The following is a 17,940-nucleotide window of genomic DNA, read 5'->3' on the forward strand; positions in this document are numbered from 1 at the left end:
GCTAAAGGCAGGCGATATAAATTGTCGAAAAGTAACTCAGTTTCCCTCAAGATCGGCATGCCCGTTTACAACGGAGCAAGGTTCATTGGAGATGCCTTGAGATCATTGTCGTCACAGTCTTTCCAGGACTGGGAATTGCTTATTGCCGACAATGGATCCACGGACAGCACTGAAGAGATCTGTCGGGAGTTTGCCCGAAATGACGGCCGGATCAACTATATCCGGCATCCAGAGAATATCGGCGCGCCACTCAACTTCAAATTTGTGCTCGACCGGGCGGATGCTCCCTATTTCATGTGGGCCGCTGCGGATGACGTATGGGGAACCGAGTTCGTTTCAAGTTGTATCGGTCGCCTTACGCGCGATCCCGGTCTCGGGATGGCGTTCACCGGGCTGGAAGTCATCGATACATTCGGCCAGATCATCAGGCGTTGCCCTGACATCCCCCTTTTTACGGGCAAGCCGAACTTCAGGACGATAGCGCGTTACGTCTGGTCTCCGGAGTTTCATGGGAAGGCTAACCTGATCTACAGCATCTACAGGACGCCACTGTGCAAGGAGGCGCACCGCCGATTCCCTTTTACGCTCGACTGGGGTGGCGATATGTGCTTTAACCTTGCTGCCATGAGTATGGCAGGTGTGGATGTGGTGTCAGAAGTGCATTTCTTCAAGCGCGATCCGCGTAGCACGGATCAACGTGGGGCACCGACGCAGATCGTTGTCCCGGAAAGCTTGTTGGAGCGATCGTGCCCTCTGACATTTTTCCAAGGCTACACGAACGATATGCTCAAAGCGGTACGGGGAACGCATTTTTATCCGCTCGTCTACGCCGTCATGAAGGCCCGTGAATGGCGCCTGAAGAATCTGGCGCGATAGCGCTGGAGAACTGACTGAAAGGTAATTTGTGGAAGCTGTCATTGCCAACCTCATCGGCGGTCTCGGAAACCAGATGTTCCAGTACGCCACGGGCCGTGCCGTTGCACATCGTCTTGGCGTGCCGCTGCTGCTGGACGCCAGCGGTTTCGCGCACTACGACCTGCGCCGCTACGAGCTGGGCGAGTTGTCGATCCAGGCGCGCCTGGCCACGGAAGAAGAGCTGGCTTGTGCTGGCGTCAAGGCGAAGGCGCCAACACTGTTCAATCGCGTCAGCAAGGTGCTTGGATTCGACCGTCCCGCGAACCAGCTCAAGGAAGCGTCGTTCACCTACGACGCGCGCATCGAGCAGGCCACGCCTCCCGTCTACCTGGATGGTTACTGGCAGAGTGAGCGTTACTTCGCGGGCATTGCCGATCTGCTGCGGCAGGAGTTCATGCTCAGGGAGCCGGTCGATGCGGCAAACGAGAAGATCGCCGCACAGGTTCGCGAAGCGGGCGCCAGTGCGGTGTCGCTGCACATTCGTCGCGGCGACTATGTGAACAATCCGCAGACGGCGCAGTATCACGGCGTGTGTTCGCTCGACTATTACCGTGCAGCGGTTGACTACGTTGCCGCGCGGGTTTCGGCGCCGCACTTCTTTGTGTTCTCCGATGATCATGCCTGGGTCAGCGAGAACTTTAAGCTTGACCATGCGGTCACGCTGGTTGATGTGAACGGTGCTGACCGTGGTGTCTGGGACATGGCGCTGATGAAGGCCTGTCGCCATCACGTGATTGCCAACAGCTCGTTCAGCTGGTGGGGGGCCTGGCTCAACCCGCATGCGGACAAGATCGTGGTGGCGCCGCATCATTGGTTCAGCGGGGCATCGCACGATACGAGCGACCTGATTCCAGCTTCGTGGATCCGACTATGACGACACCCCTGATCAGTGTGGTGCTGCCGGTCTACAACGGCGCCACCGACGTCGAGAAGGCTGTGGACAGCATCCTGGCGCAGACCTTTACCGACTACGAGCTCATCATCATCAACGATGGCTCGAAGGACAACTCGGCCAGCGTGCTCGAATCGCTGAGCGACCCACGCATCCGGCTGTTTCATCAGGACAACATGGGCCTGGCCGGAACGCTCAACCGGGGCATTGGTCTGGCGCGTGGTCGCTATATTGCGCGTCAGGATCAGGACGATCTGTCACACCCCGAACGCTTCGCTCGCCAGGTGGATTTCCTGGAAAAATATCCGGACCACGGCCTGCTGGGCACCGCTGCGCAGATCTGGGTCGGTGATTCGGCGACTGAACGCGCTCACGACCATCCGACCGATCATGGCGCGCTGAGCTTCGAGCTTCTGTTCAATAATCCGTTCGTGCATAGCTCGATCATGATGCGCAAGTCCACGGTCGAGGCGGTGGGTGGATATACCACCGACCCGGCACGTCAGCCGCCTGAGGACTATGAACTCTGGTCGCGCATGGCACGCCAGGGGCGCGTGGCCAATCTGGCCGAGCGGTTGCTGGTATATCGGGAAGTGCCGGCGAGCATGTCACGTACGGGCCCGAACCCGTTTGTGGAGCGTCTGGTGCTGATCTGTGCCGAGAATATCGCCGCCGTGCTGGGTCAGCGAGAACCGTCGCGGGACGTGTTGGATGTCGCGGCGTTGACGCATTCGGCGCTGCATCGGCTGTCTCCGCGGCCTGATATCGAGCGCATGTGCCAGGCCGTGCGCAGTGCCGGACAGAAACTTGCGGCGCAATCTCCGCAGTCGGACGTGCCGCAGAGAACGGAAGCTCGCATCCAGAGCTTGCGGCATCAATACCTGATCCAGAAGCACAACATGAACTGGGCTCGGCCAATCGCACGCGCGGTGCGCAATTTCGGACGCCGGATTGGCATCCTGCCTCGCTGACCCGAAATCAGGGGACGATGTAATGCGGATACTATTCTGCTGCGAGTTCTACTACCCCAGCGTGGGCGGGGTCCAGGAAGTCATGCGTCAGTTGGCCGAGCGGCTTGTGCAACGCGGTCACCACGTGACGGTTGCTACGACACGCCTGGCCGAACGGGACTTCTCCGAGCATAACGGCGTTCACATCGAAGAATTCGGCGTGACCGGCAACACGGTGCGCGGCATGCATGGCGAAGTGGATCGTTACCGCGACTTCGTGACAGCATTCGATGGTGATGCCATCATGATCAAGGCAGCCCAGCAGTGGACGTTCGACGCCCTGTGGCCAGTCCTTGATCGCATTCGCACGCGCAAGGTGTTCATTCCTTGTGGGTTTTCCGGGCTGTACGAGCCAGCCTATGCCGAATACTTCGAGGCCTTGCCCAATGTACTTCGGAAGTTCGATCATCTGATCTTCTACGCGGAGCGCTATCGCGATATCGACTTCGCGCGACAGCATTGTCTGGAGCATTGCAGCATCCTGCCGAACGGAGCTTGCGAGGTCGAATTTTCGGTGGAGAAGGACAAAGCCTTTCGCAGCCGGCACAACATTCCCCCTGACAGCTTTGTGTTCTTGACTGTCGGCAGCATCACGGGTGTCAAGGGACACAAGGAGATCGCCGAAGCGTTTGCCAGGCTGCGTAATGGCCGCCGGAAGGTCACGCTGATCCTGAATGGCAATCCGCCGCCGGCACCGGCCGTGGTGATTACCGAACCGTCAGCCGGAATGGGCGGTGCCGACGCATCGTCCGCTGTTGCCATCGCTGCGAAGAGAGCGCTCGGTGTTCTCGGGCGGCGTGTCCGTCGGGTCTCCGGACTTGCATGGCGCTCGTTCGGCGTCATCCGTCGCGAAGGCTGGACTGGCGTCCGAGCGCGCGTGTATGCACTTGCCGCTGCGCAGCTGGAAGCGGCGGGTCACCTCAACTGGCTGCCGCAAAGCATGCGCAAGGCAGCGGATCCGATCCGGTATTGGGTGGAGCGGGCCAGCCGGCAATCAAACAAGCAGGTGCTGAAGGTCGATCTGGGGCGGCAGGAGTTGGTGCAGGCCTACATGAATGCCGACCTGTTCGTGTTTGCCTCGAACATTGAATATTCGCCGCTTGTGCTGTTCGAGACCGCGGCTGCTGGCACGCCGTTCCTGTCTGTGCCCGTTGGTAACGCTGAGGAGATTGCGCGCTGGACCGGCGGTGGTGTGATCTGTCCCGCGCCAAAGGATGAGCGTGGCTACACACGCGCCGACGCCGCACAGTTCGGTGCCGAGATGAAGCGCCTGATGGAGGCTGCGGCACAACTCGAGGAACTCGGCGCAGTGGCGCGCAATCGCTGGCAGGAGCAGTTCACGTGGGCGCGCATTGCCGATCGCTATGAGGCGATCTTGCGCGGTACGGAAGCGGTGCAAGTGCCGGAAAGAATCTCAGAGCCTTCTGGCGGATGAACGCCACGATTCAGTCGAACGAAGACCAGTATTGAGGGTAGAGCGACCATGCGTTGTTGTGTGATTGGCGGAGCCGGATTTATCGGCGCCCGGCTCGTTCGCGAGCTGCTCGCTTCCGGGCGGGAGGTATTGGTGCTTGGCCGTCGTGCCGAGCGCCCTGCTACCTTGCCGGCCGCGGCTCGATACCTCTCTGTGGGGCAGGGCGATATTGCCTGGGGCGAGCGGCTTGCTGACGTCGACGAGGTCGTTGATCTCGCATATGCCACCGTGCCGCAGACCAGCTATGCCGACCCCGTGTTCGATATCCTCGCCAATCTTCCCCCAACGGTCGGGCTGCTGGAAGCCGCTCGCCAGTTGGCATTGCGCAAGATGGTGATCGTGTCCTCGGGCGGCACGGTCTATGGACACGCCGACACGCTGCCACTGGTGGAAACCAGCGTCACCAACCCGGTCTCGCCCTATGGAATCACGAAACTCACGCAGGAGAAGTACGCCCTGATGTTTCATCGAGTGCACGGCGTCCCGGTAAGCATCGTGCGACCCGCCAATGCATACGGTCCCGGTCAGCGGCCGTTTACTGGTCAAGGCTTTATTGCGACGGCGATGGGTTCCATTCTCAAGCAGGAGGAAGTGACGGTATTCGGCGAGTCGGGGACCGTGCGCGACTACATCCACGTGGCGGACGTGGCGCGAGGCATCATGGCGGTACTGCAAGGCGGCGATGCTGGCCAGGTCTACAACCTTGGTTCCGGTATTGGCCGGAATAATCGCGAAGTGCTGCGCGCCATCGAGCCGCTGGCTGCGAAATGCAATCTACCGGTGCGAATCCGTTTCGAGCCGGAACGGCGGTTTGACGTGTCGGCTAACGTGCTTGACTGCACCAAACTCCATGCTTGCTCGGGCTGGAAGCCTGAGGAGGATTTCAACCAAGGGCTGTCTTCGATGTGGGACGCCATCGCTGGCGATATGGGTTGGCACCGCCGAGTATGAAAGCGACAATGATGCCTGAGCAAGCTATCTCGATCACCGTGCTGCTGCCTGTTCGCAATGGTGCGAAGACCATAGTCTCGGCGGTGAGATCCATTCTCGATCAAACATTCGACGATTTTGAACTGGTCGTCCTTGATGATGGCTCCACCGACAACACGGTAACGCTCATACAAGGGCTCAAGGACCCGCGCGTTCGTCTCATTTCAGATGGAAGGCAGCTGGGTCTGGCTGAACGACTGAATCAGGGACTCGATCTGGCCCGAGGTCGGTACCTTGCACGAATGGATGCCGACGATTTGAGTTTCCCTGAGCGGTTGAGGCGCCAGTTCGATTTCCTGGAACGGCATGCGGATATCGACCTGCTTGGCTGTCGCGTGGCGATCTTCAGGAATGACGGGTCCATCGTTGGCTTTCATCCGTTCCGACAAACGCACGAAGCAATCTGTGCGCGTCCGTGGCGCGGCTTCCCATTGCCTCACCCAACATGGATGGGACGGGTGGCCTGGTTCCGCAAGCATCGGTATCGCATTCCTGAAGTCAGGCGGGCAGAGGACCAGGAGCTGCTGCTGAGAAGTTGCACTGAAAGCCGGTTCGCGTGCCTGGACGAAACGCTGCTCGCATATCGACAAGGCCACTACAGCGTCCGCTCTACGCTTATTGCGCGCCGGGCCCTTTTGCAGGTCCAGCTCCAAACATTCGCGAGGCGCCAACAATGGATGAATGCCGTGCTAGCCGCTGTTTCGAGTAGTGTGAAGATTGCGGTGGACGTGCTTGCGGCACTGCCGGGCATGGATCGGGGGTTGGCATTTCGGCGAGTGGAAGATCCTGTGCCGCCGAATGTTGCCGAGAAAATCGAGGCACTCCTGGCTAGTGCGTCGCGGCCATGACTGTCTTCCGCCGCCAACGGCGGTGGAAGAGGGCATCTACCTGGCCTAGCTCCGCCGGAAAGCTCGGCGGGCGATCGCCCCGTTGACGCGAGAAAGCACTGCGCTGATCCGACCCCCAACGTACCAGCCGAGCATGAGTGCGACATTGCAACGGGCGTCCGCCTGTTTCAGCGTCTTGCGGTTCTTCAGCAGGAATCGCGCTGTGTTGTACAGAGCGTAGCCTTCGTAAGACAGGCGTCCGCGCCCACGCGCTCCGCCGGTGGCCTGCGAAGGCGGCAGATTGATCTGCACGGCGCGCGACTCATAGGAAATCCTCAGACCGCGCGCGCGGCAACGTACGAGGAAGTCGGTCTCTTCGCGATAGCAGTTGCCGACATAGCCCGTGTCGAAGTCGATGGCCCTGGCAGCCTCGGCACGAATCAGGAACGACGCGTGGCACACGGGAACCTCCATCGGCTGGCGCGTCACGGCGGCAAAGTCGAACTGCAGCCGGTTCAGCTGGACGATATCGTCAACATTGCCGGCCAGCCTGCGGCGTGCCAGGACGGCGGCTTCACTGTCTTTGTCGTCGCGCAGGTATAGCGCCGAGGCGCCGACGATATCGCTCGATGTCTCGGTGGCGGTTTGGAGCAGGATACCGAGTGCCCCCGGACTCAGGATGGAATCGTCGTCGCCAAAGTAGACGAATTCCGTTTGCGCCAGCGCCTTGCCCCGGTTCTTTGAAGTGGTTTGCTTGCCGTTGACCTCATTGCGCAGATAGGTGATCTGCGGGTAGCGTTGCATGAGCTGCTTTGCCACTTCAGTCGTGTTGTCGGGCGAGCAGTCATCCACCAGGACAAGCTGCGCGACTTCCGGCTGCAGATAAGATGGGATGGTGTCCGGGAGCAGATGGGCGCGCTTGTAGGTAGGCACCACTACCGTAACCTTAGGCTGGCTGTCTGACATGGAGTTTGGCAATAACGTAAACGATTCCGACGAACAGCAGTGCCTTGAGCAACGGGACCACGAAGAACAGCTGGTTCTCGCGCGGCAGCAGCAGGAAGAAGGGTAGTGTGGCCGCGAAGACAAAGAGGCCGCGTGGCGATGCCTTGGCCGCCCGGTATATCAGCCGCAGGCAGCCGCCTGTGAACAGTCCGGCAACCAACGGGCCGAACAACGGAGAATAGAGCATGGATTCGGCTACCGCCGAGCCTCCCATGCCCTTTCCGTTCAAGTACATCTCGGCGTCGACGATGAAAGATACGCGGTGCGCCAAGCTCGCCGTTTGGTGGGCGAAGTCCAGCGTTTGTCCCACTGGGAGGTCACCGAGCATGCGATGGTACCCATCCGCGAACAGCGCAAACGTAGAGCGCAGGCCATCGATTACGGGGGCGAACGATGCCAGGTTCTTCAGCGTCGAAACCACGAAGATCAGGCTGACGCCCTGTCCATAGAAGAAACCAAGGAGGGCCTCGAACGGGTCAGACGAAATGGCGGTCCCGATGGGCATACCCACACGCACGCGGCCCACGATATCTGCCATTACCGCCAGGCCCATTGCGGCACAGCCCGCTTTCCACAAGGACACCTTGATTTGTTGTGTTGTTACCAGGAGCCAGGTCAGGCAAATGATCTGGGCCATCGGAATACCGCGCGCACCCTTAAGCATGTCGAAGACACATAGCAATAGCCCGACTCCATATGCCATAAATGCAAGCCGCAGCCTGGGGCGCGATGCCAGGTATGCAAAGACGCAGAAGATCAGCCAGCCGCCAAGTGCATAAGGAATACCACCAGGGCCGCCGTACTTGTAGAGTGCCAGGTAGTCACCGTTCCTCCACGTGTCGATATTGATATACAGGCGATAGAGTGTGAACGGCAGGAGCAGCAGGCCGGCACGCAACGCAAAGATGCTCAGGTACTCGTCATGCCGCTGCGGCAGTTCCCCGAGCTTGCCTGCCGAAAGCGTGATCCCGCACAGGAACAGGCAAATGCCGGACAGCGCTTTGGACACGAGCACCTCGTCCATCGGCCCCATCAGGAACCAGTCCCCGTAGCGGTAATCGGCCCAGCCAGAGAAATAGGTGATCAGGAAACGGCTCAACAGGAACAGGCTCGTCGTCATGCACAGCAGCAGCGCCGGATTGAACCGGCTGGAAGACGCCTGGCTGACCCTGTAGAGACATAGGAGGAATGTCAGGGCGGTAACTGGTGCTTGCCAACTGAGCACGCCGTAGGCGCCGCTGATCAGGTTAGCGATCGCCAGCACCAGTATTGCCAGAAAAGAAAGATTAGGCATCCCTGGCTCCAAGAAATAAAACAGAAGCGACAATCAGTAGGACGAAGTTCGCCAGCGCATAGGCCACTGCGGCGCCCGTCAGGCCGGTCATGCCGGTCAGTATGTACGTGGCTACCACGAAGCAGGCTGAAAACGTCAATTCGAGTGCCCAGGAAAAGCGGAGATTTCTTTGATAGATAAAGAACGCCACGAACGGCATTGCCAAGGCTTTGAATGCATCGCCGAGCAACTCGATCCACAACAGGGACGAGATACCTGCATATTCTTCGGAATACAGGACTTTGACGACCAGATCGGCGCCACGCCACAGAATCGCCACGCCAATCGCAAGCCCTGTTGCGACAAGCAATCCATAGGCCGGCATGCGGGACTTCAGCGTGCGATGCGGCGTGCCACTGCGGAACACCTCCGGCAGCAAGACGAAGCTGACCACTGCTTGGGCCATAGCGACAACCGCGTCGGAAATGCGGAACATCCCTTGCCACAGGCCAGCTGCTTCCGGGCTTACCTGCGTCGACACTACTTGGCGCACGGCGATGACAGCCGCGGTGCCCACTACGGCCGGCGCGAGCGCGATCGCCACATAGGGCGCCAGGGAACGTGCGGCGGTCAACCCTTCGCCGATCGCCGCGGCGCCGGAGTGCCAGCGAGTACGGGTGACGACCGCCACCACGATCCAGATCACCAGCGTCGCGGCAAAGCCGGCGATTAGCGCATGAACGGCGCTTTGCACCGAACCGGGGATGACGAAGAACCAATAGCTCAAGAGTGCCGCGACGCCGGAGAGCGCTACCACCAATGCATTGAGGCGAGCGCGGCCTTGAGCGAGCACGGTAGCCTGAATCTGCAAGGCGAGACCGGCAAGCAGACCCAGGATCAGAGCCGCAAACGGGTCCAGGGCCATGGCGCCACTGACAATTCCCAGCTCTCGGAAGCCGGCATGCCAAATGGCGATGATCACAGGCACGCCGAGCGCGAACAACATCCCCCCAGTCAGCCAGCGTGCACGCGCCTGCGTGTCTTGCGATGGTGCGGACAGGCGCGCGACGAGACCCTGTGCGATGCCGCCGTTCGAGAATGTGGTGTAGAGGGTGGCAAGGCTGAAAACATTGCCCCACGAACCGAAGGCCGCCGGTCCCAACTGCGTGGACAGGATCTTGTTCGCGGCCAGGCCGCAGAGCAACTTCAGGAGAACGCCCAGACCCGAGATCAGCGCGTTCAATGCCATGGAGGCGCGGCCAGTGTCTGGTAAGGGCTGGAAACACGGGCCACTACCCGTGAGGTCATGGCTGTGAACAGGAAGCTCGCAAGGAAGAACGCCGACGTGACCTTGCCGAAGCCCTCCATCGTGCGCATGATGAACCAGACTGAATGCGCCGAGCGGAACTTGTTCGACGAGAACGACCGCTTGCGCACGCGGTACCATGCCAGCGTCTTCGGCAGGCGCTCGCCGCGCAGGCCACCCTTGATGAGGATCGCCCAAGCCGCAAAGTCCTCCGCGACCAGGCCAGGCGGCATGGCCGGAAACACGCCGTCGCCGGCGATCTTCCGCTTGAGCATTACTGCCAGGCATCCCACGCCGCGCCGTGCGTTATGGGAAAACAGCGTCAGCCGGTTCGGCCCGCAAATCTTCGATAATGGGCGGCCACTGCCGTCCTCAAACGGAATATAGTCGTGATAGCTGAAATCCAGGTCATGGTTGCGCATAAACGTGACCTGCTGTTCAAGTTTATTTGCATCCCAGATGTCATCAGCATCGAGAAATGCGACATATTCTCCAGATGCGGCCGCGATACCGATATTGCGCGCGCGTGCGGGACCGTATGCCACCGGATTTGTAATGATTCGAATGCGCGCGTCAGATGCGGCAAGACGGGCGAGCACGACTGCCGTTTCGCCATTCGAGCCATCATCGACCAAAATCCATTCGAAGTCGGTGAGGCTCTGCTGCAGAATCGAAATGGCGGTCGCACGAATATACTTCCCATCGTTATGCACAGGAGTAATGATGCTAACCAGTCTTTTCGCGCTCGATTTGATCATTTTGCAAGGAGTAGCAGTTCCAGCCGCCGAGTCTGCGACGCCTGCGAGTATAAGGCATCGAATGCTGCAGACGCAGCATTCCGGAGGGAGCCCTGATCGGGGGTTTGTAAAATTCTGTGAAGTGTGCGTGCCATCTGTGGCACATTTTCAACGACGCTAATGGCTTCGCGATATCGCTCGTCGGAGAGCATGGCTTCATAGCCTACCGCGGCGTTTGGCATGCAGATCACCGGGATGCCATACGACAACGCCTCGGCGACCTTGGTCTTCATGCCGCTGCCCCAACTGACCGGTGCCAGGTAAACCGCGGCGGAGGCAAAGGCGGCGGACATCCGGTCGGGATCGGGATTGTCGATGACCTGCAGGCAGGGGTAGGGTGCGGCCATTTCCGCCGCACGGGCGCCCGCAACGACGAACTGCACGGGCGTATCGGCGCTTTCCTTGAACGCCTTTGCCACTTCGGCGAAGTGATGCAAGGCGGTCTGATTTGGTGCAAAGCCGAAATGGGCGGTGAACAGAATCTGGGGATGGGCGGCGGAATCCGCCAGGCGTTGCGCGTCGGGCTCGCCACGAGACAGCGAGATGGGCAATATGCCTGTGCGCGCGGGCATGCCGTAATGGCTGTCGAACAGCGTGCGGTCGGCCTCAGTGATAAAGGTCATGAAGTCCGCGGAGCGGCACGGGGCCTCCGCGTGGCGAATAAGCCGCGTGTCCAACGCATTACTTACTTGCCGTAACATATTTCCCCCACTGTGCTGGCGCTTCAGTTCGGCTTCCACGTTGTCGCTCAGTATCCCGTATGTCCTCCCGGGCACTTTTTTGCGAATGTCGGACATGAGCCTTCCGAGGCGGGAATTGTGGAACAGCGTGACGTCCGCGGCGCGCGCTTCCCGCATCAGCAGGGAGCGGTAAGTCATCAAGTAGGTGGGGCACAGTCGCACGCGTGCCGCCACATCCCGGAGCGTGTTCTTCTTCAGGTAAATGCGTTTGCAGTGGGCAGGGAACTCGAATATTTCCCCATTGCCCATGTCCTTGCTGATGACGGTCAGCTGGTCGACGCCTTGGGCGGCGCAAAGCGCCTGGGCCAGCGAGCGGAGATAGAGGCCGCCTCCGGAAAGCTCCTGAAGCCCATTGGGTGATATCAGCAGAACGTTCACGAATCTCGCAATTGCAGTTGTGCGCGAATCTGCTTGCAGAAGCGCTCGATGGAGAAGGATTCTTCAATGAATGCGTGCATGCAAGCGGGGTCGCTATTGCGTCGCAGACGCTCAAAAATCGACGCAGCTTGCCTGACGAAATCACCGGCGTCTGTCGGCAGTTCGCTGACCCAGGGCACGCCTTGCCGCAGGAATACATCGCAGGCGCCCACCCGGGTGCCTAGTACACTGACGCCGGAAGCCAATGCCTCGAGTGTGACAAGCTCGAACCCTTCGAAGAGGGAGGGCAATAGCATGATGTCGATCATGTCGTAGAAAGTCGACATCTGGTCCGGCGCGAGGCCGGGGACAATTGTGACGCCGGGGAGATTCTTCAAGGCAGTCGGCACGTCGCTCGTCGTTGCAATGACCAGCCGCACGTCGGGTTGCGTGCCGATCCAGCGCGCTATCTCGATCAGATAAGGCAACCCCTTGCCATATTCCAGGCGTCCCGCAAAGCCCAGCCGCACGAGGCCGTTCGTGAATTTCTGCCCGGCATTGAACACGGTCGCGTCAATGCCGTTGTGGATCACGCGGCATTTTCTTGCGGGTACCCCATGGTGACCAATGCACAGGTCGCGGACGGCTTCCGAGACGCAGATCACGCGATGCGCGCATCGCATTGTCAGGCCTTCGAGGCGGGCCAGAAGCCGCATCCCCAGAAACCGGTTGCCCGACTTGGCCAGGGCCCGGATATAACCAGCCGCGGAACCGTGAACGATTACTGCTTCTGCAGGATAGAGCGGTGTGTACGAGGAGTTGGAAATGGTCACGAATTTGCCGTCAGATAATCTTCTGGCCCATAGCCACAGCGATGCCGCGATTGGAAAGGCAAACTGCGCAAGGCGCTTGCCACACAGAAACTGTGGTAAAACCTTGGCTTCGTCGACCAGGGTTACTTCGGCGCCATGCCGTTTGAGGTCGCTCTGGAGAAGATGTACGACGCGCTCGACGCCGCCCGTGTTCTTTACTCCATTACGCGATACGAGAAAAATAGGCAAGAGCATGAACAATACTGTGGTTGTGCGGTTGCACAACGCGGAGGGCAGGCCCTACTATCGGGGCGGCACGATGTGAAGTCAAATGACCGCTTGCCGCCGCACGTTCGCCTGATCTGCAATGCTGAACGTGGACACGGGCGGGAAGCCGACATTCTACGCGAATACCGGCCCGACCTTGACGCTACGATTTCTCTTGAGTTTTCATGTTTGAACTATTCTGGCTCCCTGCAATCGCGGCCTTGTTGAGTGCAGGCGCTGTGCTGATCCTGCGCCCACTGGCCACCCGCGGAGGCTTGCTTGACCACCCCGGCGGAAGAAAGCGGCACGAAGGCTCGACGCCGCTGGTCGGCGGTATCGCGATCCTCATCGCGGTCTGGGTGTCCACGGCGATGTTCGTGCGCGGCTATGATCAGTACACGCCGCTGTACATTGGCCTGACGCTGCTTGCGCTGGTTGGCCTCTTCGACGATCTGAATGGCATTCCGCCACTAAGCAAGCTGGCATTCCAGTTCACAGCGGCAATCCTGATGACTTCGTGGGGCGAGGTATATCTACACTCGCTGGGCGATCTTCTCAACAAGCGCGACGTCATTCTTCATGCGTGGGGCATTCCGCTGACCCTACTTGCTGTCCTCGCGGTGGTCAATGCCATCAACATGACCGATGGCATGGATGGCCTGGCAGGGGGGCTTTCCTTTATTGTGTTCGGCTGGTTCGCGTGGCTGGCAAACGACATTGGCAATCCGGGTGCATACCGGATCTGCCTTCTGGTGTGTGGTGCCATTGCAGGATTCCTGCTGTTCAACATGCCCAGCCCCCTGCGTCGCCGGTTGGTTTTCCTGGGCGATGCAGGAAGCTTGTTGCTGGGCTACGGGATCAGCTGGTTCTCGGTGGAACTGTCTCAGAAGGAGTACAACCCCGCTGGCCATGTGCCCCCGGCCGTTATGCTCTGGGTGGTTGGGCTGATCTTGATTGATCTGCTCGCGGTGGTTTTGCGTCGGGCAATCCAGGGTAAGAATCCGCTGGCGGCCGATCGCACCCACCTGCATCACCTGCTGTTGCGGGCGGGACTTGATAGCAAGCAGGCAGTGTGGTTCCTCCTGATCGGTAACTTTCTACTCGGTCTGATTGGCGTGATTGCATGGAAGCAAGGCGTGCCGGAGTCCATACTGTTCGTGGCATTCCTGCTGCTTACGGGCATTCACTTGCTGATCATGCAGCGAGCGTGGGTCGTGATCCGATGGATACGGAGACTTCGCTCGCGATAGTGCCAATGCGAGCCATATGTAAGCTGAATTCCCCCTCTCTCCAACGCCGCCGTGGACTTTCCCTGCGCCAGTACCTGGCTCAGGGTCTGCAATAATTTGCGTTCCTGGAGTCCTTCGTAGAATGGAGGCTGATGGGCGGGTGCCTAGTTAAGCTCCAATTGGCAGTGCGCAGGTCATGGCTGAGCCCTTCGCGCGTGGAGCCACATGTAGATACCTGCCAGCGTGGCCAGGACATTGGCAACTGTGTAGCCTAGAACGGCCCCCCTTGCGCCAAATCGGGGAATAGCGGTCAGATCGACAGCAACTGTTGCCAGAAGCGCAAGGCCCCATTTGATGGCGATCCATCGGGGCTTGCGCAGGTAAATTGCCAGGATAGTAAAGCCAACATCGGCAAACACCAATGGCGAGGCAAGGGTGGCCAGGCGCAATAGCGAGCTTGCCTCCGCAAACGCGGCGCCATACAACAGATGCACGATCCATGGCGCCAGGAGGATAAGGGGCACGGTGCCGGCAGCCCCCACGATGGTGATGAAGGCCGCCAGCTTCAGTACATTGCGAATGCCAGCGGACGCATCCCGTGCATAGACGTAGAGCGGAGCGATGCTACCCGCGAGAATGGTGGCCAACGTGGTGTAGTTGTCCACGATCTGCATTGCGGCCGCATAGGCAGCGAACTCTTCAGAAGGTACGTGCGGTCTGAGTATCAGCTGATCAGCCCTGCGCGCCGCCATCATCAGCATAAAGCTGATCCAGAATAGAGATCCATCGCGGAACAGTTGACGCGTCAGTTGGCCATCGTAATCGACAGCCTGCTGTGGCATGTATTTGCGATAGAAGGTGCCAAGTAAGACAGCGGCCATCAGGGCCTCAAGAACGAAAGCGGCGGCGTAGGCGCCAACGGCATGAATTCCCATCACGGCAAGCGTGGCAACAGAGCCGGCTTTCAAAGCCAGGGAAGCAAGATTGATCAGCACACTTGGCCGGGTTCGCGTATGGGCCTGCGTCCACGCGATCACGACGCCAGCGGGTTCGCGCAGCAGGATTGCGATACCCAAGATCAACGCCGGCTGCCAACTGGCATCCCCTTGCCGGGATACCCATAGAAAGCCGCAGACCAGCAGGTAGGCGCAGCAAGCGGCCAGAAGGCGCAGGCGGAATACGTGCTTGAGGAGCCGATGTTGTGCGGCTAGATCGCCAAGCGCTACAAGCCGCGGAACCACGACTTCGCTACCGCAAATCAGCGCGATGGAGGCCCCGATCAGTACCAGGGACTGGGCGTATTGAAACGCCGCAAAGCCGTCGGTGCCGAGGGTACGGGCAAGTATCGCGACGATGCCGATTCCCACCAGCACTTGCGAGCAGCGATCGAGCAACATCCAGCCGATGTTGCCAGCTATGCGTCGCCGCATGACCTTGTGCAGCGTGCGTGCTCAGAGGCTTCGTACTGCATCTCGCGATAGAGCGATAACCAGCGATCGGCGGCAGCGGCAATACCGAAGTGCGTGACGATTCGTTGGCGGCGCATGTCGCGTTGGTCTTCTGTTCTGGCCTCAGTGGCCAACGATTGCGTCATGGCGAGCGCGAGTGCATCGATATCGTCAATGGGCACCATGATGCCAATGTCACCCATTAGTTCCTTGACACCGGGCGCCGAAGTGGCCACGACAGGGCGCCTGCAAGCCAGCGCTTCGCCAATCGCTAGCGGCATGCCCTCGACGCGCGAAGAGAGTACGAAAAGATCAGCTGCATTTAACAGGGCGGGAATATCGTGCCTTGTCCCCAGCAGTGAGACGGCATCGTGCAGTCCGTATTTTGATATCCGCTTCTGCAACGCTGCACGCTGCGGCCCATCGCCTGCAATGAGAAGGCGGGTAGGTTGTGAACGGTTCATCCGTTGGAACGCATCGATCAGGCTATCTTGCGCTTTCTCTACGACCAGGCGTCCTGTGGTCAGGATCAAACGTGCGCGGGACTCAATGCCAAGCTGCGCGCGCGTGCGCTCGCGTAGTGCCACGTCTGGCTTGAATTTCTCCGTATCGATCCCGTTGTACATCACGCAAACACGGTCAGGCCTGACGGCTCCCGCCCGGATCATCTCTGCGCGACTGGCCTCGCTGACCTGCGTAGTCAGCGTACACCAGCCATCGGTGAGCCGATAGCAGAGCATGCGCAGCCGGCCGCCCTCTGAAAAGCTGTGCGCCGCGCAGATCAGCGGAGCTAGACGGCAAATGCGCGACAGTAAACGCACAAACATATTCGCATGGAACATATGCGAATTCACGATGTCCGGGCGCCATTCCAACGCAAAGTGTCGTGCTTTCAATAGCGCATGAACCATCGACAGAGGTGTCTTGCGCAAATCGAGCATCAGGCGCTCTACCGCGTCGGGCATGGGGACTTCGCAATCCGGAGTCAGGCTGATCAGCGCGACGCAGTGACCTCGTGCGATGAACGCTTTCGCGAGGGCGGCAACCTGCTGTTCAGCACCACCCATGCGTAGGCCGGTTGTCACCAGCAGGATACGCAAAGACTCCGGTTGAGCGGATGGCTCGGGCGGGTTCAACGCGCGCCGTATCCGGTAAGTAAGGTTCGAAGTGTCTTGACTGCAATCAGCAGGTCCAAGGCAAACGAACAGTGTTTCACGTAGTACAGGTCATAACTTAGCTTTGTGACCGTCTCTTCGTGGGTGCCTACATACCCCTGCTGGACCTGCGCCCAGCCAGAAAGGCCGGGGCGAACCAGATGGCGATAGGGATAGTAGGGAATGCTCTGCGAGAACTGCTCGACCATGGGCACCTGTTCTGGCCGCGGCCCGATCAGGCTCATGTCGCCCGTCAACACATTCCAGAGTTGCGGAATCTCGTCGAGCCGATACTTGCGGATGATCCGGCCAACGCGGGTGACACGAGGATCTTGCTTCGACGCGAACTGCGCAGGAGCATCGTCCTCTGTGGTCATGCTGCGGTACTTCAACATGACAAAGGGGCGACCAAACAGACCGACACGCACTTGGCGGAATACCGCCGGGCCCTTTGACTCAAGGCGGACGGCAAGCGCAACCAGCGCGCCTACTGGAACTGCAAGCGGTGCCATTGCCACCACGGAAACAATGTCTATGAGTCGCTTCAGGAAGCCGTAAAAATAGTGCTTAGCGTAGTCGTCAAGGAAATTCTCATCGATATGCGCGAGTCCCACCCGCCCAGTCAGCATCTCGCCGATTCGTTCGACGGAATACATGCGGACATGTGTCAACTTCAGCTGCGACAGTGTGCGAGTGCGTTCCGGATCGGTCATGGCGTGCCGATCGACCATCAATGCGTCACACCCGGTGGCTTCCTCCAGGGACCGGATATGCTCGAGCCGGTGCGGACTCGGCAGGGCTGCACCGGGCATGTTCACGATCTGTTCGAGTTGCGCGAGCGTCGCGGGATCGGAGTATCCAAACACGGGTACATAGTTCCTGACAAACAACCGGTACCCGAACCACGTCCACACTAGCGTGCCAAAATAGGTGAGTAACAACGCTACGCGCGAATACTCCATTCGCATAACGGCGAAACACAGCAGCAGGGCTACAAAAGCCAATGTCACGGACAGCCCGACAAGGCTGTTGCCCTCGACAGGCGGCAAATGCAGCGACCTGAGCATAAGCACGAACGCACCGACGTATGCAGCCGCAGACCAGCCCAGCGTGCGCGTAAACAGCCCTGTGACAATTCCAGTTTGGCGTAGTACTTCAACTGCAAACATGCCGAGGCCGAGAAATATCAGGCCTAACAGAGCCCAGGCCACCATCCGGCTGGCACGACGGATGATCTCGGATCCTCGCGCGCGAACGGCTGGTGCCGAGCGGGAAATACTATTGGTTTTCGTCATTGGTGAATCTAGCCACACGTCAACCCTCTACGCGAGTTTGTCACTGTACAGATTTACAAAATCTTGCAACTGCAACCAGTTTTTCCCCAGCCATCGGCTGGTTAAGCAAAGGTATGATGGTTAGCTCGGGTGGATGAACGTGCACAAAT

General features: G+C 59.5%; 16 protein-coding genes. 7 read left to right on the forward strand and 9 right to left on the reverse strand.

Annotated features, from left to right (window positions below):
- Positions 1 to 57: 57 nt before the first annotated feature.
- The 6 genes from AC3WRI_RS05600 to AC3WRI_RS05625 all read left to right on the forward strand — a co-directional run bounded on the left by AC3WRI_RS05600 (position 58) and on the right by AC3WRI_RS05625 (position 6,129).
- Complete coding sequence (locus AC3WRI_RS05600; RefSeq protein WP_492292847.1) at positions 58 to 876, forward strand: glycosyltransferase; 819 nt, start codon at positions 58 to 60, stop codon at positions 874 to 876.
- Positions 877 to 904: 28 nt separating this feature from the next.
- Positions 905 to 1,789: an alpha-1,2-fucosyltransferase gene (locus tag AC3WRI_RS05605; protein WP_492292752.1), complete on the forward strand. Its 885-nt coding sequence runs from the start codon at positions 905 to 907 to the stop codon at positions 1,787 to 1,789.
- The gene (locus tag AC3WRI_RS05610) at positions 1,786 to 2,778 is read left to right on the forward strand and encodes a glycosyltransferase family 2 protein (protein ID WP_492292754.1); all 993 of its coding nucleotides are present in this window, start codon (positions 1,786 to 1,788) and stop codon (positions 2,776 to 2,778) included. Before AC3WRI_RS05605 ends, AC3WRI_RS05610 begins: the two co-directional genes overlap by 4 nt.
- An 82-nt stretch (positions 2,779 to 2,860) precedes the next feature.
- The gene (locus AC3WRI_RS05615) at positions 2,861 to 4,252 is read left to right on the forward strand and encodes a glycosyltransferase family 4 protein (RefSeq protein WP_492292756.1); all 1,392 of its coding nucleotides are present in this window, start codon (positions 2,861 to 2,863) and stop codon (positions 4,250 to 4,252) included.
- 60 nt (positions 4,253 to 4,312) lie between these two features.
- Positions 4,313 to 5,242, forward strand: a complete 930-nt coding sequence (locus tag AC3WRI_RS05620) for an NAD-dependent epimerase/dehydratase family protein (RefSeq protein WP_492292758.1) — start codon at positions 4,313 to 4,315, stop codon at positions 5,240 to 5,242.
- An 8-nt stretch (positions 5,243 to 5,250) separates the two neighbouring features.
- Positions 5,251 to 6,129, forward strand: a complete 879-nt coding sequence (locus tag AC3WRI_RS05625; RefSeq protein WP_492292760.1) for a glycosyltransferase family 2 protein — start codon at positions 5,251 to 5,253, stop codon at positions 6,127 to 6,129.
- A gap of 45 nt (positions 6,130 to 6,174) precedes the next feature.
- Here the strand turns inward: AC3WRI_RS05625 and AC3WRI_RS05630 are convergent, their stop codons facing one another.
- From AC3WRI_RS05630 to AC3WRI_RS05655, 6 genes are read right to left on the reverse strand one after another with little or no spacing between them, the layout of a single operon-like run.
- Positions 6,175 to 7,041 (reverse strand): glycosyltransferase family 2 protein, encoded by an 867-nt coding sequence (locus AC3WRI_RS05630; RefSeq protein WP_492292762.1) that lies wholly within the window; start codon positions 7,039 to 7,041, stop codon positions 6,175 to 6,177.
- Positions 7,042 to 7,054: 13 nt separating this feature from the next.
- Positions 7,055 to 8,407: an O-antigen polysaccharide polymerase Wzy gene (gene wzy, locus AC3WRI_RS05635; RefSeq protein WP_492292764.1), complete on the reverse strand. Its 1,353-nt coding sequence runs from the start codon at positions 8,405 to 8,407 to the stop codon at positions 7,055 to 7,057.
- The gene (locus AC3WRI_RS05640; protein ID WP_492292766.1) at positions 8,400 to 9,635 is read right to left on the reverse strand and encodes an MATE family efflux transporter; all 1,236 of its coding nucleotides are present in this window, start codon (positions 9,633 to 9,635) and stop codon (positions 8,400 to 8,402) included. The genes wzy and AC3WRI_RS05640 overlap by 8 nt, the downstream gene beginning before the upstream one ends.
- Positions 9,626 to 10,450, reverse strand: a complete 825-nt coding sequence (locus AC3WRI_RS05645) for a glycosyltransferase family 2 protein (protein WP_492292767.1) — start codon at positions 10,448 to 10,450, stop codon at positions 9,626 to 9,628. The genes AC3WRI_RS05640 and AC3WRI_RS05645 overlap by 10 nt, the downstream gene beginning before the upstream one ends.
- Positions 10,447 to 11,607 (reverse strand): glycosyltransferase, encoded by a 1,161-nt coding sequence (locus tag AC3WRI_RS05650; protein ID WP_492292769.1) that lies wholly within the window; start codon positions 11,605 to 11,607, stop codon positions 10,447 to 10,449. Before AC3WRI_RS05650 ends, AC3WRI_RS05645 begins: the two co-directional genes overlap by 4 nt.
- Positions 11,604 to 12,653: a glycosyltransferase family 4 protein gene (locus tag AC3WRI_RS05655; RefSeq protein WP_492292771.1), complete on the reverse strand. Its 1,050-nt coding sequence runs from the start codon at positions 12,651 to 12,653 to the stop codon at positions 11,604 to 11,606. The genes AC3WRI_RS05650 and AC3WRI_RS05655 overlap by 4 nt, the downstream gene beginning before the upstream one ends.
- A 197-nt stretch (positions 12,654 to 12,850) precedes the next feature.
- Between AC3WRI_RS05655 and AC3WRI_RS05660 the strand changes: the two genes are divergently transcribed.
- Complete coding sequence (locus AC3WRI_RS05660; protein ID WP_492292773.1) at positions 12,851 to 13,915, forward strand: MraY family glycosyltransferase; 1,065 nt, start codon at positions 12,851 to 12,853, stop codon at positions 13,913 to 13,915.
- Positions 13,916 to 14,088: 173 nt separating this feature from the next.
- Here the strand turns inward: AC3WRI_RS05660 and AC3WRI_RS05665 are convergent, their stop codons facing one another.
- Genes AC3WRI_RS05665 through AC3WRI_RS05675 form a run of 3 tightly spaced genes read right to left on the reverse strand, consistent with a single transcriptional unit; the run spans position 14,089 to position 17,791 of the window.
- Positions 14,089 to 15,324 carry an MATE family efflux transporter gene (locus AC3WRI_RS05665; protein ID WP_492292774.1) on the reverse strand — a complete coding sequence of 412 codons (1,236 nt, stop codon included), beginning with the start codon at positions 15,322 to 15,324 and terminating at the stop codon, positions 14,089 to 14,091.
- Positions 15,309 to 16,442 carry a glycosyltransferase gene (locus AC3WRI_RS05670; RefSeq protein WP_492292776.1) on the reverse strand — a complete coding sequence of 378 codons (1,134 nt, stop codon included), beginning with the start codon at positions 16,440 to 16,442 and terminating at the stop codon, positions 15,309 to 15,311. Before AC3WRI_RS05670 ends, AC3WRI_RS05665 begins: the two co-directional genes overlap by 16 nt.
- A 32-nt stretch (positions 16,443 to 16,474) precedes the next feature.
- On the reverse strand, positions 16,475 to 17,791 hold the full coding sequence (locus AC3WRI_RS05675) for a sugar transferase (protein WP_492292778.1): 1,317 nt from the start codon (positions 17,789 to 17,791) through the stop codon (positions 16,475 to 16,477).
- Positions 17,792 to 17,940: the final 149 nt, after the last annotated feature.

The sequence above is a fragment of the Cupriavidus sp. FW305-27 genome, assembly GCF_058787995.1.

Bases quoted from the DNA above. Each gene is read 5' to 3' on its own strand.
- AC3WRI_RS05625 (WP_492292760.1), top strand. From the start codon at position 5,251: ATGATGCCTGAGCAAGCTATCTCGATCACCGTGCTGCTGCCTGTTCGC.
- AC3WRI_RS05610 (WP_492292754.1), top strand. From the start codon at position 1,786: ATGACGACACCCCTGATCAGTGTGGTGCTGCCGGTCTACAACGGCGCC.
- AC3WRI_RS05640 (WP_492292766.1), bottom strand. From the start codon at position 9,635: ATGGCATTGAACGCGCTGATCTCGGGTCTGGGCGTTCTCCTGAAGTTG.
- AC3WRI_RS05655 (WP_492292771.1), bottom strand. From the start codon at position 12,653: ATGCTCTTGCCTATTTTTCTCGTATCGCGTAATGGAGTAAAGAACACG.
- AC3WRI_RS05665 (WP_492292774.1), bottom strand. From the start codon at position 15,324: ATGCGGCGACGCATAGCTGGCAACATCGGCTGGATGTTGCTCGATCGC.
- wzy (WP_492292764.1), bottom strand. From the start codon at position 8,407: ATGCCTAATCTTTCTTTTCTGGCAATACTGGTGCTGGCGATCGCTAAC.
- AC3WRI_RS05645 (WP_492292767.1), bottom strand. From the start codon at position 10,450: ATGATCAAATCGAGCGCGAAAAGACTGGTTAGCATCATTACTCCTGTG.
- AC3WRI_RS05675 (WP_492292778.1), bottom strand. From the start codon at position 17,791: ATGACGAAAACCAATAGTATTTCCCGCTCGGCACCAGCCGTTCGCGCG.
- AC3WRI_RS05600 (WP_492292847.1), top strand. From the start codon at position 58: ATGCCCGTTTACAACGGAGCAAGGTTCATTGGAGATGCCTTGAGATCA.
- AC3WRI_RS05615 (WP_492292756.1), top strand. From the start codon at position 2,861: ATGCGTCAGTTGGCCGAGCGGCTTGTGCAACGCGGTCACCACGTGACG.
- AC3WRI_RS05660 (WP_492292773.1), top strand. From the start codon at position 12,851: ATGTTTGAACTATTCTGGCTCCCTGCAATCGCGGCCTTGTTGAGTGCA.